Genomic DNA, 15,092 nt, shown 5'->3' with positions numbered 1-15,092 from the left:
GGCTCACAATAATTCAGATACAGAGGAGAGCTGCGTGACAAAAGGCATTCCGTTTGCCTGTGGCAATGTCTGCAATGGCTTGACACACGCTCAGCTGACAACGTTGTTGCAGTGGATACACTCGCTGCCACAACTCGATGACGAGGCGCAGCTGCTGCGCTACCTGGACACCCTGGCCGAAGAGAGCAAGGCCAGCACCCTGCAGATTCTGCATGGCCAGGCGGCCAGCCAGGGCTGGCTGGGAACCCCGCGCCGCCTGTGCGCCGGCACCGTGCCGCTACTGCAACACCACAGCCAGCATCCCCTGGGACTGGGCATGGGAAGCGAGGTGCAGTTCTACGCTGCGGAAAACGGCGAATCCACCGCCTGCCTGTCGCTGCACAGCAATGGCCACCTGACACAACTGCATGTGGACAGCACCCTGCCCGGGGCCGAGCTGCGCATGCTGGGCAGCCTGCTGCCGCACCTGCATCGCACCATGCAACGCATCAGCCCCGCCAGCAGTGGCGACAACCCGCTGTCACACCGCGAGCGCGACATTTTCTACTGGATGATGCACGGCAAGACCAACTGGGAAATCGCCACCATTCTGGATATCAGCGAGCGTACGGTGAAGTTTCATGCGGCCAACATCATCCGCAAGCTGGACGCCAACAACCGTATCCACGCCATCGTGCTGGGCCTGCAGAAAGGCCTGGCAGCCTGATCGCCGCCTGAAGGCGGGCAAGGGGCGCCAGGTGCACATGCCGGGCGCCCCGTTTCGCTGGCGGCGCCAGCCGCATCTTCCCCCGGCTTGACCACGGTCAACGCTCGCCCTGCCGCCACTGCCGACAATCCTGCCTTTGTTTTTTTGACGCAGGAACCGGCATGGCCATCTCGCACTCGTTTTCCCCGCTGATCATCCGTGGTCGCCAGCTGTTGCCCATCGTGCAGGGCGGCATGGGCGTCGGCATTTCCGCCAAGCGCCTGGCCGGCGCGGTGGCGCGCCAGGGCGGCGTGGGTACCATTGCCAGCGTCGACCTGCGCCACCTGCATGACGATCTGCTGGCCGATGCGGCCAACCTGCAGGGCCAGGAGGGCATCAACCGCCTGAACCGCATCGCGCTGGACCGCGAAGTGCGCGCCGCGCTGGCCGCCTCCGACGGCCATGGCCTGGTGGCGGTGAACGTGATGAAGGCGGTGGACGACCACGCCGCACTGGTGCGCCAGGCCTGCGAGTCCGGCGCGCATGCGGTGGTGATGGGCGCCGGACTGCCGCTGGACCTGCCGGAGATGACCGCCGACCACCCGGATGTGGCGCTGATTCCCATCCTGTCCGAAGCGCGCGGCATCGGCATCGTGCTCAAGCGCTGGATGAAAAAAGGCCGCCTGCCGGACGCCATCGTGATCGAGCACCCCAACCACGCCGGCGGCCACCTGGGCGCCGCCAGCATCGCCGGGGTGGCGGATCACAAATTCGACTTCCAGCGCGTGCTGCAGGAAACCTTCGAGCTGTTCCACAGCCTGGGGCTGGCGCGCGAGCGCATCCCGCTGATCGTGGCCGGCGGCGTGAACAGCCACCAGAAAGTACAGACCTACCTCGGCGAGTACGGCGCCAGCGGCGTGCAGATCGGCACTGCCTTCGCGGTAACCGAGGAAGGCGATGCTCACATCAACTTCAAGCGCACCCTGGCCGGGGCCAAGCAGGAAGACATCGTGGAATTCATGTCGGTGGCCGGCCTGCCGGCGCGCGGCATCCTCACCCCGTTCCTGAAAAGCTACCTCAAGCGCGAGGACAAGCTGCAGGCCAATGCCAAGGCCGACCCGGCGCGCTGCACCCAGGCGCTGAACTGCCTGTCGGTATGCGGCCTGCGCGACGGTCTGGCCAAGGTCGGCCAGTTCTGCATCGACCTCAAGTTGGCGGCGGCTTTCCGTGGCGAGGTCAGCAAGGGCCTGTTCTTCCGCGGCAGCGAGCCGCTACCCTTCGGCGATGCCATCAAGAGCGTGCAGGAAACCATTCACTACTTCCTCAGCGGCGAAAAACCGCTGGATCTCACCACCACCTGAGCCGTCTGCCCGCCGATACGGCCAACCCTGCGGCATGGTCAGGGTTGGCCGCATTTGTTACAGTCTCCCGACTGTAATTGCCCTGCTACCTCTGCCAGCCCTGCCGCCATGAACGCCTTCACCAGCTGTAACCCCGCCTCCGGCGAAGTGGTCTTCACCCGCCCCGCTCTCGATGCCGACTGTCTGCCACCGCTGCTGGCCGGCCTGCGCCAGGCGCAGCACCGCTGGTCGCGGCTGGATACCGTGGCGCGCACCGAGCGCATGCTGCTGCTGGCTGACCACCTGGCGGCGCAGCGTCACGCGCTGGCGGAGCTGGTATCGCTGGAAGTGGGCAAGCTGCTGCGCGAATGCCTGGCCGAGATCGATAAATCCGTGCAGCTGATCCGCTACTACGCCGAGCTGGCGCCACGGCTGCTGGCGCCGCAGGACATCGCCACCGGCGCCAGCAAGAGCGGCGTAGCGTTCGAGCCGCTGGGCCTGGTGCTGGCCATCATGCCGTGGAACTACCCGGTGTGGCAGGTGCTGCGCTTCGCGGTGCCGGCGCTGATGGCCGGCAATGCCTGCCTGGTGAAACCGGCGCCATCGGTACCGCAAAGCACCGCGCTGCTGCTGGACATCGTGCAGGGCGCCGGGCTGGATGTGCTGGACGTGGCATGGATCAACCACGACGCGGTGGATGACGCCATACGCGGCGTGGACGCGGTAGCGTTTACCGGCTCCACCGGCACCGGCCGCCAGATAGCGGCCATGGCCGGGCGGCACCTGAAGAAATCGGTGCTGGAACTGGGCGGCAGCAACCCCTTCATCGTGCTGGCCGATGCCGACGTGGAAGCCGCTGCCGTCGAGGCCGCGCACTCGCGCTTTCGCGATGCCGGCCAAAGCTGCAACGCCGCCAAGCGCATGATCGTGGTGCCGGAAGTGGCCGATGCCTTTATCGAAGCCTTCATGGCGCAGGTACAGGCGCTGGTGCCGGGCCACCCGGCCGATGCCGTCACCACGCTGGCGCCACTCACCCGTGCAGACCTGCGCGAGGCGCTGCACGCCCAGGTGCTGGATGCGGTACACAACGGCGCGCGGCTGCTGTCTGGCGGCGTAATGCCGCACGGCGTGGGCTTCTACTACCCGGCCACGGTGCTGGACGAGGTCACCCCGGCCTGCCGCGTCTACCACGAGGAAGTGTTCGGCCCGGTGGCCAGCATCCTGCGCGCCCGCGACGAGGCCGACGCCATCCGCCTGGCCAACGACACCCCGTTCGGCCTCGGCGCCACCATCTTCAGCGCCAACACTGAACACGCCTGGCAGCTGGGCCGCGATATCGAGGCCGGTGCGGTGTTCATCAACCGCTACACCAGCTCCGACCTGCGCCTGCCGTTCGGCGGCGTGAAAGCCTCCGGCTACGGTCGCGAGCTGTCCGAGTTCGGCCTGTACGAGTTCGTTAACGTGAAGACCTACTGGCAGAAATAGATGCCCCAGGTAGGCCGGAAGCCCGCGGCCAGCGGGCGTTCCGCCACCACGTGTAGTGGGTAGCCCGGATAAGCCGCAGGCGCATCCGGGGTTTGGCGGCAGATGGGTAAGGCTTCCCCGGATCCGCTACGCTTATCCGGGCTACGTGTTCGACCGCGACCTGCGTGGCGAGTCGATATTGCCGGCCACAAGACAATTGGCCGTCAGCCGCCCCGCCCCGTATCATCCCCGTTTTACCGCCCGACCGGCCCTTTCCCATGAGCAATCTGATCCTGTACGGCAACCGCTTCTCCGGCCACAGCTACAAAGTGCGTCTGGCACTGGTGCTGGGCGATGTTTCCCATGAATACCGCCATGTCGATCTGGCCACGCCGCGCGATGCCCGCCCGGAGGAATTCCGCGCCGCCAGCCGCTGGGGCGAGGTGCCGGCGCTGGTAGTGGATGGCGTGGCCATGGTGCAGTCCAATGCCATCCTGCAATGGCTGGCGGAAAGCGAAGGCGTACTGGCCGGGCGCCCTGGCGACAAACAGGCGATCCGCGAATGGCTGTGCTGGGAGGCCAATCGCATCGGCCTGTCGCTGCCCAATCTGCGCTTTGCCCGCAAGTTCGAACCACAGCCGCCAGAAGTGCTGACCTGGCTGGCGGCGCGCTGCCAGCGCGACCTGGATACCCTGAACCAGCATCTTTCCGGCCAGGATTACCTGTTGCCAAGCGGCCTCACCATTGCCGACCTGTCGGCCAGCGCCTACCTGTGGTGGGCAGCCGAGGCCGGCATCGATGTGCAAGGTTGGCCGCATGTCGCCGCCTGGCTGGCGCGCATCGCCGCGCAACCGGGCTGGGAACACCCGGACACGCTGATGGCACCGGATTTTGCCGAGCCGGAAGACGCCGACGCCTAGCCAGCCGTGAAGGAAAGCCCGCGATGACCGATCTCGTCTCCCGCCTGGCCGCCATCGTCGGTGCGGCCAACCTGCTCAGCGCCGAACACGACGTGGCCCCCTTCGTCACCGACTACCGCGGCCGCTACCATGGCCGGCCGCTGGCGGTGGCACTGCCGGCCAGTACCGCCGAGGTAGCGGCGCTGGTGCGGCTGTGCGCGGCGGAAAACATCGCCATCGTGCCGCAGGGCGGCAATACCTCAACCTGTGGCGCCGCCACGCCGGATGGCAGCGGCCGCCAGCTGGTGATCGCGCTGCGGCGGCTGAACCGGCTGCGCGCGGTAGATGTGCCGGGGCGCGCCATCACCGTGGAAGCCGGCATGACGCTGGCCGCGGTGCAGCAGGCAGCGGCCGATGCCGGCTGCCTGTTCCCGCTGTCGCTGGCGTCGGAAGGCAGCTGCCAGATCGGCGGCAACCTGGCCACCAATGCCGGTGGGCTGGCAGTGCTGCGCTACGGCACCATGCGCGAGCTGGCGCTGGGGCTGGAGGTGGTGCTGCCGGATGGCACGGTGCTGGATGCGCTGTCCAGCCTGCGCAAGGACACCAGCGGCCTGGACGTGAAGCAGCTGTTCATCGGCGCCGAAGGCCAGCTGGGGCTGATCACCGCCGCCACGCTCAAGCTCTACCCGCAGCCCAGCGCCCGTGCTACCGCCATGCTGGCGGTAGGCAGCGCCGAGCAGGCCATTGCCACCCTCACCGCGCTGCAGGATGCCTTTGGCGACCGCCTCACCACTTTCGAGATGATGTCGGAAGCCTGCCAGCGGCTGCTGGACAAGTACCAGCCGGGCAAGGTGCCGTTCTTTTCACCATGGGCGCTGCTGGTGGAGCTGTCTGACAGCGGTGCGCCGGCCACGCTGCAGGCGGCGTTCGAAAACTGGCTGGCGCATGCGGCCAACCTGCTTGACGGCGTGCTGGCGCACAGCGAGGCCGAGCGCACGCGACTGTGGCAGCTGCGCGAGGACATGTCGGAAACCCAGAAGCGCGACGGCGCCAGCATCAAGCACGATATCGGCGTACCCAGTTCGGCGATACCCGCCTTCCTGGCCGAGTGTGACGCGGCGCTGCAGGCAGCCTTCCCCGGCGTGCGCATCATCGCCTTCGGCCACGCCGGCGACGGCAACCTGCACTACAACATCAGCTACACCCGGCCGGGCAATGCCGCACTGTTCGACGACGAAGACGCGGTGAACGCCATCGTCTACGAGCACGTGTACCGCCACCGCGGCACGTTGGCCGCAGAGCACGGCGTGGGCCAGCTCAAGGGCCACTGGCTGGCGCGCTACAAGGACCCGGCGGCGCTGGCGCTGATGCGCAGCGTGAAGCGCGCCATCGACCCGCAGGGCATCATGAACCCGGGCAAGTGGCTGTAGCAGCAGTAAAACCCCCCTGTTAATGACGTTGTTTTGTCTGGCATAGCGGCTACCCTGAATTTATAGAAGTCCACCAGGGGAAACCGCACGTCATGACCACCCCCATTGCCAGCGAGCCCTTGCTGGCCGCACTGCTGGACAGTGCCCCCATCGGCATTGCGGTACTGGATGCCTCGCTGCGCTACTGCCACATCAACCAGCTGCTGGCCGACTCCAACGGCCACACGGTGGCCGAACACCTGGGCCGCACGCCGCGCGATGTGCTGCCAGACGTGGGCGAGCAACTGGAGGCCATCATGCGCGACGTAATGGCCGGCGGCCAGGCGCGCTGCAATTTCGAAGCCCGCGCCGAAGTGCCACCGGGTTCCGGCCAGTTCCGGCTGTGGAATGCCAGCTATCACCCCTATCGCCAGGATGGCGCGGTGGTGGGCATCATCGCCATGGTGGAGGATGTCACCCATGCCCGCGACACTGCGCGCCGGCTGCGCGACAGCGAGCAGCACATCCGCCGCGTACTGGACAGCCTGTTCACCTTCGTTGGCGTCATCGCGCCGGACGGCACGCTGCTGGAGGTGAACCGCGCGCCGCTGGAGGCCGCCGGTATCGCCCTGGACAGCGTGCGCGGCCAGAAGCTGTGGGACACCTTCTGGTGGGGCTACAGCCCGGAGATGCGCCAGCTGGCGCACGAGGTGGTGGCCCAGGCCGCCAGCGGCGATACCGTGCGCCGCGATATCACCGTGCGCATGCAGAACGACAGCCGCATGACGCTGGATTTCATGCTGGCGCCGCTGCGCGACGATACCGGCACCGTCACCCACCTGGTGGGTTCGGCCAACGATGTCAGCGACCGCACCCGCAGCGAACAGGCACTGCGCCAGAGCGAGACGCACTTCCGCCAGGTGGTGGAAGCCACGCCGGATGCGCTGATGATGGTGGACGACCACGGGGTGATCCGGCTGGTGAACAGCCGCATGGAAGAGCTGTTCGGCTACAGCCGCGACGAGCTGATCGGCCACGGTTTCGACCACCTGCTGCCGCCCACCATGCGCAGCCAGCACCAGGCGCTGGTGCGACACTTCTTTGCCACCCCTTCCACCCGCGACATGGCCAACCGCAAGCCGCTGTTCGCCATGCGCCGCGACGGCTCCAGCTTTCCCTGCGAAATCGGCCTCAACCCGCTGGAGATCGACGGCCAGCTGCTGACGCTGGCTTCCATCACCAATGTCACCGCGCGCTACCAGGCGCAGCAGGCCATGGAAAAGGCGCTGGAGGAAAAAACTGTACTGCTGGGCGAGGTGCACCACCGGGTAAAGAACAATCTGCAGGTGATTTCCAGCCTGCTCAACCTGCAGGCGCGCAGCGCCGCCGAGCCGGTACGGGTGGCACTGGTGGAAAGCCAGAACCACGTCAAATCCATGGCGCTGATCCACCAGCTGCTGTACGAGCGCAGCGACTTCTCGCGCGTGCCGCTCACCACCTACCTGGAACGGCTGCTGATGCTGCTGCAGCACTCTCTGGCCGACAGCCGCCAGAAGATAAGCGTGCATTTCACCCCGCCGCCGCAGGAGGTGTTCCTGGAGCTGCAGCAGAGCATTCCGCTGGGACTGCTGGTGAACGAGATCGTCACCAATGTGTTCAAGCACGCCTTTGCTGGCCGCGGGCACGGCACGCTGCGGCTGCAGTTGCAGCCGGGGGATGAGGACAACCTGCTGTGCATCACGGACGACGGCGTGGGCCTGCCGCCGGATGTGGTACTGGGCGAAAGCCAGACGCTGGGCTTCCAGCTGCTGCCGATGCTGGCCGAACAGCTGCAGGGCCGGCTGGAGCTGGAAAGCCAGCCGCAGCAGGGCACCCGCTTCGTGGTGCACTTCCCCGCCCTGGCTACGGGAGAATCGGCATGAGCCATCGCATACAGATCGTGGAAGACGAGCGCATCGTGGCGCTGGACCTGAAGGAGTGCATCCGCAGCCTGGGCTTCGAGGTGGTGGACATCAGCGCCTCCGGCGAGCGCGCCATCGCCCGTGCGCGCGAGCTGCGCCCCGACCTGACGCTGATGGACATCCACCTGGAAGGCCAGATGACCGGCACCGAGGCCGCCGCCATCCTGCGCAGCGAGCTGGACATCCCGGTGGTGTTCCTTACCGCCTATGCCGAGGAAAACACCCTGAAGGCGGCGGAAGAGAGCGCGCCCTACGGCTACCTGCTCAAGCCCTTCGAATTGCGCGAGCTGAACGCCACGCTGCGCATGGCGTTTTCCTGCCGCGCCGCCGAGGCGGAAACCCGTGACCAGCATCGCCGGCTGCAGATGGCCATCGACACCGCCAAGCTGGGTATCTGGGAATGGGACGATCAGCAATCCACCTTCTTCAGCCAGGGCCATATCCAGCAGCTCACCGGCATCCACCCCGGCACGCTGCGCGACAGCGCGCCATCGTTCATGCGGCTGCTGGCCAAGACCGACCGCGACAAGCTGCTGACCATGCTGCAGCAACGCGGTCAGGCCGAGATGGTGGCCACCATGCAGCGCCCGGATGGCGAGGCGGCGTGGGTGGAACTGAACGCCAAGCAGTTCCAGGGGCAGAACCAGGGGCAGACCAAGCTGGTGGGGGTGCTGCGCGACGTGACCGAACGGGTGCAGATGGAAGAAAAACTGCGCCAGGCCAGCGCGGTATTCCACACCACCGCCGAAGGTATCGCCATCGTGTCGCCGCAGCGCGAGATCCAGATCGCCAACCCGGCCTTCCTGCGCATGAGCGGCTATGGCTTCAGCGAGCTGCTGGGCCAGGATATCGATGCGCTGCTGCACGAGCGCCACCACAGCACCGGCTTCTACGAGCAGCTGGGCCAGCAGGTGAACGGGCTGTGGAACGGCGAGATACTGTGCCGGCGCAGCAACGGCGAGCTGTTCCCGGTGTGGGAGCATATCTGTGCGGTACACGATGAAACCGGCCAGCTGTCGCACTTCATCGTCGCCTGCTCGGATATCTCCGGCATCCACAACGCACAGCGCGAGCTGAACCACATGGCGTTCCACGATGCGCTCACTGGCCTGGGCAACCGCCACCTGCTGCAGGACCAGCTGGAAGTGGAGCTGGACCGCGCGCTTTGCCACCAGCAGTCGCTGGGCCTGGTGTTCATCGACCTGGACGGCTTCAAGCTGGTGAACGACAGCCTGGGGCACGCCGCCGGCGACCGCCTGCTGCAGATCGTGGCTGGCCGCATCAAGGAAACCGTGCGCCGAGCCGACATTGCCACTCGCTTCGGTGGCGACGAGTTCTTCATCGTCTGCCCCGGCAGCGGCGAGGACGAGTGCATCCAGCTGGCCAACCGGCTGATCGCGCGGCTGGAGGAGCCTATCCTGCTGGCCGACGAGCCGGTGGTGGTGAGCTGCAGCATCGGCATTGCGCTGTTTCCATTGCACGGCATGGAAATCGACAAGCTGCTGCGCGCCGCCGACAGCGCCATGTACGAGGCCAAGATCCAGGGCAAGCGGCGCTGGTGCCTGTTCGACGATGGCATGGCGGACAAGGTGCGGCTGCGCATGCAGACCGAGCAGCACCTGCGCCAGGCCATGACCCGCCAGGCGTTCGAGCTGCACTACCAGCCACTGATTGCGCTGGGCAGCGGCGAGCTGACGGGCTTCGAGGCGCTGGTGCGCTGGCGCGACGGCCAGCAGCTGATCATGCCGGATCGGTTCATTCCGGTGGCCGAGGAGTGCGGGCTGATCCACGACATCGGCGAATGGGTGCTGCGCAGCGCCTGTATCAGCGCCCGTGAATGGCAGGACCGCTACCAGCTGCCGCTGCGCGTAGCGGTGAATGTATCGGCACGGCAGTTCGCGGCGCCGGACTTCGTGCGGCGGGTGGGACTGATCCTGCTGGAAACCGGCCTGTACCCGCACCTGCTGGAGCTGGAAGTGACCGAAAGCACCCTGCAGATCATGGAGGACAGCCAGCGCATCCTGGCCGAGCTGAAGGCACTGGGGGTGAGCATTGCCATCGACGATTTCGGCACCGGCTATTCATCGATGGCGCTGCTCAAGCACCTGACCATCGACCGGCTGAAGATAGACCGCTCCTTCGTGAAGGACACCCCGGAAGCAGTGCGCGATTGCGCCATCTGCCGCGCCATCGTCACCCTGGCGCACAGCCTGATGCTGAGCATTACCGCCGAGGGGGTGGAGACAGCAGAACAGTCTGCATTCCTTTCCAAGATCGGCTGCGACACTGCGCAGGGCTATTTGTTTGCGCGGCCGCTGGATGCCGCGGCACTGGCAGGCTACCTGGCAAACTGGCAGCAGCAGAATCAGGGCGGGGATGCGCCTGGCGAGCAGGCAAAAAAAATCCCCTGAGGGTTTCCACAGGGGCCAACACGAGGAAGAAACATCACACCGGCGAGGGGCCGGCAGATGCTTCGAGGGGCTAACACCACAAAAACCTTTCGGTTTGAGTGCGCTGCACAATTTAGCGTAATTACTCTAGGGTGTCCATTGCTTTATCAGCCACTTAGCTACGCCAACGTCGTAGCGGTAGGCGCAGCCTCACTCTCGCACCGGCCGCTTGGCCAGCATCCGCTGCAGGCTGCGCCGGTGCATTCCCAGCGCTCGCGCGGTGGCCGACACATTGCCGTCGTGCTCGGCCAATACCCGCTGCAGGTGCTCCCAGCTCATCCGCTTCAGCGACATCGGCTGGCTGGCCACCGGCAGTGCCGGGTTGGCCGCAAGCTGCCCCAGCGCCGCCAGGATGTCGTCCACCGTGGCCGGCTTGGCCAGGTAGTTCACCGCCCCCAGCTTTACCGCCTCCACGGCGGTGGCAATGCTGGCATAGCCGGTTAGCACCAGCACCCGCGCCGCCGGGGCGGCGGCCAATAGCTGCGGCAGCAGCAACAGGCCGCTGTCGCCGGCCAGGTTGAGGTCGAGAATGATGCCGTCCGGCGGGCTCTGCAGCGCCTGCAGTGCCGCCGTTGCGCTGGCGGCCTGCGCCACCGTCAGCCCGCGCCGGGCCAGGCTGCGCGCCAGCACCGCGGCAAAGGCGCTGTCGTCGTCGATGATCAGAATGCTGTTCATGCGCTATCCGCTTTGTCCGGGCAGCGGCAGGCGCACGCAGGCGCGCACGCCGCCGGCCGGGTCGTTGTCGAGTTGCAGTTCGCCGCCCAGCTGCGACAGCGTGGCATGCGACAGCAGCACGCCAATGCCCAGCCCGGCCGGCTTGTCCGAATCCAGCGGCGCCAGCCCCGCCTGCTGCAGCTGCGCCGCGCTGAGGCTGCCCTGGCGGTTGTGGATGTCCAGCCGCAGCCAGCCGCCCTCCACCGCTACCGTCAACTCCACTTCGCAGCTGTCACCCGTACCGCTGCCGGCGGCATCGGCGGCGTTGTTGAGCAGGTTGAAAAATGCCGGCCAGAAGCGTGCATCCAGCCGCATGGCCGGGCCGCCCTGCAGCAGGCCATGGCGGATCAGGGTGACCTGCGGCCGCGTGCTGTGCCAGCCCTGCAGCTGCTGTGCCAGCTGCCGGCATACCGGCTGCACCTCGCCCTCGCCACTGCTGCCGGCACGCAACTGCTCCAGCGCCTCGCGGCACAGTTGCAACTGGCGCTGCATCAACAGCAGATCGTCGCGCAAGGGGCCGCCAGCCTCGTGCAGCATCTCGTCGCATAGCAGCGTCAGCGTAGCCAGTGGCGTGGATAAGGCATGCGCGGCAGCAGCAGCCTGCACCCCCAGCCCCACCAGTTGTTCGTTGCGCAGCTGCGCCTCGCGCGCCGCCGCCAGCGCCGCCTCGCGCCGCAGCAACTGGGTCATCAGGTAGGACACGAACAGCGTGAGCAGCAGCACCGACACCGCAAACGTCAGCCACATACCCACCAGATGCAGGCGGAAAGCATAGGCGGCATCGTCGCCGGCCAGCGGCCAGGGCAGATGCCAGCCGAACAGCAGGGCATAGGCGGCCAGGCTGAGCAGCGCCAGAGCCCAGGCCTGGCGAGGCGGCAGCAACAAGGCGCCGAACAGCACCGGCGGCAGGTACAGCGAAGCCAGCGGGTTGGCCGCACCGCCGCTGAATGCCAGCAGCTCGGTAAGCACCAGCACATCGCCCGCCAACCCCAGCGCCAGCAGGCGCCGCACCGCCACGCTACGCGCGGCCAGCCAGGGCAAGGCCAGATTGAGCACCGCCAGCGTAGCCAGCGCCTGCAACAGCAGCCACCACGGCAGCTGCAGCGACAGCGCATGGCATAGCGCCAGCAGCAACAGCCCGCCGGCCAGCATGCCCCAGCGCAGCTGGCACAGCCTCTGCAGCACGGCATCCAGCCGCTGGGCGGATAGAAACGGAAACATGGAAGGCATCATGAGCGGCACTTTAGCACCACACCACGCCACTGGCGCCGGCTGCGGCAGCTTGTCGCATGGCAAAAGCAAGCCGCCCGACAGGCGGGCGGCAGACAGTTCGCTTGGAGCGCGGGAACGCCTTCCCGCAGCCGCCACTGTAGCGGGGCAAGACCGCAGGCGGAATGCGACATGTTGTCGCAGTGGCGTAGACCGTGACCGCTGGTCGCACTGCAGTGGTGGGCACGCTGCGCTTTGCCCACCCTACGCCTTGGCGGCCAGGCGTCGGTCGTGTTCTTGTCTGGCAAGGTCACGATCCTGACATGCACCGATGTGCACCAGGCGAGCAATAATGGCGCCCATACCGCGACCAAGTTCTGCTGCGATTGTGTCGGCATCCCGCCCTTCTCCCCACAGCGCCCGCAAGCGGGAGTCATCCTCGGCCCCCCAGGCTTTGCCATGCATCGGCGGCCTGGCTCCCGACATACGCCGCCCCTGGACTCGCATCAGTTCATCCAGGTAATGCAAGCGCGCACGGTCAAGTGCCGGATCACGCGGCGTGTCCAGAACTTCGCCGGTGACAGGGTTCACCCCGTGACATATGGCATCAATCAGCTCAAATTCGGTCATGGTCTCTCCTTGGTACGCGCCAAAATGGCAGCAACAAATTATTCCCATGACATTGAAAAATCAAACCCGCCCTGATGACACCACGCCTGGTCATCCCCCGAGGAACAACTCACAGTGCGGTCAACATTTGCGACAAGACACTGGAAGACAGCCAGTAGCCCGGATAAGCGCAGCGCATCCGGGGGCGCTGCGCAAAGTTGGCCGCATCACCCCGGATGCGCCTGCGGCTTATCCAGGCTACGAAGCTTGCGGCCAACCATGTGTGCCGCGAGGGTGAATGGCGGAACGCCCGGTATCACCGGGCTTCCGCCCTACAAGCGCCCGATCACCGCATCACAGTACGCAGCCGTGCTGGCGCTGCCGCCCAGATCCGGCGTGCGGGTACCGGCCGCCAGCGTGGCGCGCACCGCCTGCTCCAGCCGTGCGGCCAACGCTGGCTGCTGCCACCAGTGGCGCAGCAGCATCGCCAGCGACAACAGGCTGGCCACCGGATTGGCAATGCCCTGCCCGGCGATGTCCGGCGCCGAGCCGTGCACCGGCTCGGCAATGGCGGCGTGTTCGCCCAGGTTCAGCGAGGCGGCCACGCCCAGCCCGCCGCCGAAGGCCGCTGCCAGGTCGGACAGGATGTCTCCATAAAGATTGGGTGCCAGCAGCACATCGAAAGCCTGCGGTGCCTGCGCCAACTTCAGCGCTGCGGTATCCACCAGCAGCTCGTCCACCTGCAGCTGCGGATATGCCGCCGCCACCTGGCGCGCCACGTCGCGGAACAAGCCGTCGGTAAGCGGCAGGATATTGGCCTTGTGCACGATGGTGAGCCGCTGCCGGCCCTCGGCCAGCGCCAGCTGGTAGGCACTTTGTGCCACCCGCTGCGAGGCGGCGCGGGTGATGCGCTTGATGGCGGTGGCGGTGTCGCCATCGGACTGCTCCTCGCCGATGTACAGGTCTTCGGTGTTCTCGCGCACGATCAGCAGGTCGATACCATCGGCACCGCAGCCGGGCAGGCTCAGGGTTGGCCGCAGGTTGGCGTGGCAGCCCAGCTCGCGTCGCAGCTGCACGATGGGCGAGCGGTAGCCGGCCACCTTGTGCGCCGGCGAACTGACTGCACCGAAGATCACCGCGCCGCAATCGCGCGCCGCCGCCAGGGTGGCCGCCGGCAGCGCCGTACCCTGCTGGCAGAAAGTGTCCCAGCCGGCCTCGGCTTCCACTACCTGCAGCGCCGGCAGCAATGCCTGCAACACCCGCAGCGCCTGCGGTACCACTTCCCGACCGATGCCGTCGCCGGCTATCACGCACAGTTTCATCGCCCTGATCTCGCGTCGTTGTTGTTGCATGGCAACATAAATGCTGCAGCGTTTATCGACAAGCCCGGATGTCAGACAGCCTGACAGGCCCGCCCCGCCTGCTGATTGGGAATGTATATCATTATATAAATTGAGCAACATCAAAAAAGGCAATAAAGACAGAACCTTTCCGTCCAAGCAGTTATTTGGAAGCTGAGGTAGAATGCCCCCCTGTTGAATTACTGCCGCATGTAGAGACAAGCACACATGGCTACCCTCACGACCGAAACCGTCCAGTCCGTTCACCACTGGAACGACACCCTGTTCAGCTTCACCTGCACCCGCGACCCGGGTCTGCGCTTCATCAACGGCCAGTTCGTGATGATCGGTCTTGAGGTGAACGGCAAACCGCTGATCCGCGCCTACTCCGTGGCCAGCGCCAACTGGGAAGAACACCTGGAGTTCTACTCCATCAAGGTACCGAACGGCCCGCTGACCTCGCGCCTGCAGCACCTGCAGCCTGGCGACAAGGTGGTGATCTCCGGCAAGCCCACCGGCACCCTGGTACAGGACAACCTGCTGCCGAACGCCAAGCACCTGTTCCTGCTGTCCACCGGCACCGGCCTGGCGCCGTTCATGTCCATCATCAAGGACCCGGAAGTCTACGACCTGTACGACAAGATTTTCCTGATCCACGGCGTGCGCTGGGTGAGCGAGCTGGGCTACCACGATTACATCACCAAGGAACTGGCCGAGCACGAGTACCTGGGCGAGCTGGTACGCGAGAAGCTGGTCTACTACCCGACCGTTACCCGCGAACCGTTCCGCAACCAGGGCCGCCTGACCGACCTGATCAAGAGCGGCGAACTGGCCCGCCAGCTGGGCATTCCGCAGCTGAACCCGGAAACCGACCGTGCGCTGCTGTGCGGCAGCCCGGCGATGCTGGACGACACCTGCCACATTCTGGACGAGCTGGGCTTCAAGGAATCGCCGCGCATGGGCGAGCCGGGGCACTACGCCATCGAGCGTGCCTTCGTCGAGAAATAACATC

General features: G+C 66.2%; 12 protein-coding genes. 8 read left to right on the top strand and 4 right to left on the bottom strand.

All coding sequences use genetic code 11. The features are described from left to right. The first annotated feature begins 34 nt into the window (after window positions 1-34). From ACFOKJ_RS01520 to ACFOKJ_RS01490, 7 genes are all read left to right on the top strand, one after another. The gene (locus tag ACFOKJ_RS01520) at window positions 35-706 is read left to right on the top strand and encodes a helix-turn-helix transcriptional regulator (RefSeq protein ID WP_390276219.1); all 672 of its coding nucleotides are present in this window, start codon (window positions 35-37) and stop codon (window positions 704-706) included. A 167-nt stretch (window positions 707-873) separates the two neighbouring features. Next, entirely contained in the window at window positions 874-2,046 is a 1,173-nt protein-coding gene (locus tag ACFOKJ_RS01515) for an NAD(P)H-dependent flavin oxidoreductase (protein ID WP_390276260.1), read from the top strand. Between the two features lie 108 nt (window positions 2,047-2,154). Further along, the gene (locus ACFOKJ_RS01510) at window positions 2,155-3,510 is read left to right on the top strand and encodes an aldehyde dehydrogenase family protein (protein WP_390276217.1); all 1,356 of its coding nucleotides are present in this window, start codon (window positions 2,155-2,157) and stop codon (window positions 3,508-3,510) included. A gap of 257 nt (window positions 3,511-3,767) precedes the next feature. Continuing rightward, the gene (locus ACFOKJ_RS01505) at window positions 3,768-4,409 is read left to right on the top strand and encodes a glutathione S-transferase family protein (RefSeq protein WP_390276215.1); all 642 of its coding nucleotides are present in this window, start codon (window positions 3,768-3,770) and stop codon (window positions 4,407-4,409) included. A gap of 23 nt (window positions 4,410-4,432) precedes the next feature. Further along, a complete protein-coding gene (locus tag ACFOKJ_RS01500) occupies window positions 4,433-5,818 on the top strand; it encodes an FAD-binding oxidoreductase (protein ID WP_390276214.1) in 1,386 nt (461 codons plus the stop codon). Between the two features lie 92 nt (window positions 5,819-5,910). Further along, window positions 5,911-7,719, top strand: coding sequence for a PAS domain S-box protein (locus tag ACFOKJ_RS01495; RefSeq protein ID WP_390276212.1), 1,809 nt, complete (start codon window positions 5,911-5,913; stop codon window positions 7,717-7,719). After that, a complete protein-coding gene (locus tag ACFOKJ_RS01490) occupies window positions 7,716-10,169 on the top strand; it encodes an EAL domain-containing protein (protein ID WP_390276210.1) in 2,454 nt (817 codons plus the stop codon). The genes ACFOKJ_RS01495 and ACFOKJ_RS01490 overlap by 4 nt, the downstream gene beginning before the upstream one ends. Window positions 10,170-10,358: 189 nt before the next feature. Here the strand turns inward: ACFOKJ_RS01490 and ACFOKJ_RS01485 are convergent, their stop codons facing one another. The 4 genes from ACFOKJ_RS01485 to ACFOKJ_RS01470 form a co-directional block, all read right to left on the bottom strand. Then, window positions 10,359-10,883 (bottom strand): response regulator transcription factor, encoded by a 525-nt coding sequence (locus tag ACFOKJ_RS01485; protein ID WP_390276209.1) that lies wholly within the window; start codon window positions 10,881-10,883, stop codon window positions 10,359-10,361. A gap of 3 nt (window positions 10,884-10,886) precedes the next feature. Beyond that, the gene (locus ACFOKJ_RS01480; protein WP_390276208.1) at window positions 10,887-12,143 is read right to left on the bottom strand and encodes an ATP-binding protein; all 1,257 of its coding nucleotides are present in this window, start codon (window positions 12,141-12,143) and stop codon (window positions 10,887-10,889) included. Between the two features lie 252 nt (window positions 12,144-12,395). Continuing rightward, a complete protein-coding gene (locus ACFOKJ_RS01475; RefSeq protein WP_390276207.1) occupies window positions 12,396-12,761 on the bottom strand; it encodes a hypothetical protein in 366 nt (121 codons plus the stop codon). A gap of 311 nt (window positions 12,762-13,072) precedes the next feature. Then, a complete protein-coding gene (locus ACFOKJ_RS01470; RefSeq protein WP_390276206.1) occupies window positions 13,073-14,092 on the bottom strand; it encodes an isocitrate/isopropylmalate dehydrogenase family protein in 1,020 nt (339 codons plus the stop codon). A 216-nt stretch (window positions 14,093-14,308) separates the two neighbouring features. Here ACFOKJ_RS01470 and ACFOKJ_RS01465 point away from each other — a divergent pair, with 216 nt between their 5' ends. Next, window positions 14,309-15,088: a ferredoxin--NADP reductase gene (locus ACFOKJ_RS01465; protein ID WP_390276205.1), complete on the top strand. Its 780-nt coding sequence runs from the start codon at window positions 14,309-14,311 to the stop codon at window positions 15,086-15,088. Window positions 15,089-15,092: the final 4 nt, after the last annotated feature.

The organism is Vogesella amnigena, assembly GCF_042648905.1.
Taxonomy (GTDB): Bacteria; Pseudomonadota; Gammaproteobacteria; order Burkholderiales; family Chromobacteriaceae; genus Vogesella; species Vogesella amnigena.
Note: the sequence above shows the minus strand (reverse complement) of the source record. Positions and strands in the feature narration are given on the sequence as shown.

Coding starts and splice junctions, on each gene's coding strand:
- ACFOKJ_RS01500 (WP_390276214.1), top strand. CDS start 4,433: ATGACCGATCTCGTCTCCCGCCTGGCCGCCATCGTCGGTGCGGCCAAC.
- ACFOKJ_RS01480 (WP_390276208.1), bottom strand. CDS start 12,143: ATGTTTCCGTTTCTATCCGCCCAGCGGCTGGATGCCGTGCTGCAGAGG.
- ACFOKJ_RS01465 (WP_390276205.1), top strand. CDS start 14,309: ATGGCTACCCTCACGACCGAAACCGTCCAGTCCGTTCACCACTGGAAC.
- ACFOKJ_RS01505 (WP_390276215.1), top strand. CDS start 3,768: ATGAGCAATCTGATCCTGTACGGCAACCGCTTCTCCGGCCACAGCTAC.
- ACFOKJ_RS01485 (WP_390276209.1), bottom strand. CDS start 10,883: ATGAACAGCATTCTGATCATCGACGACGACAGCGCCTTTGCCGCGGTG.
- ACFOKJ_RS01495 (WP_390276212.1), top strand. CDS start 5,911: ATGACCACCCCCATTGCCAGCGAGCCCTTGCTGGCCGCACTGCTGGAC.
- ACFOKJ_RS01490 (WP_390276210.1), top strand. CDS start 7,716: ATGAGCCATCGCATACAGATCGTGGAAGACGAGCGCATCGTGGCGCTG.
- ACFOKJ_RS01470 (WP_390276206.1), bottom strand. CDS start 14,092: ATGCAACAACAACGACGCGAGATCAGGGCGATGAAACTGTGCGTGATA.
- ACFOKJ_RS01475 (WP_390276207.1), bottom strand. CDS start 12,761: ATGACCGAATTTGAGCTGATTGATGCCATATGTCACGGGGTGAACCCT.
- ACFOKJ_RS01510 (WP_390276217.1), top strand. CDS start 2,155: ATGAACGCCTTCACCAGCTGTAACCCCGCCTCCGGCGAAGTGGTCTTC.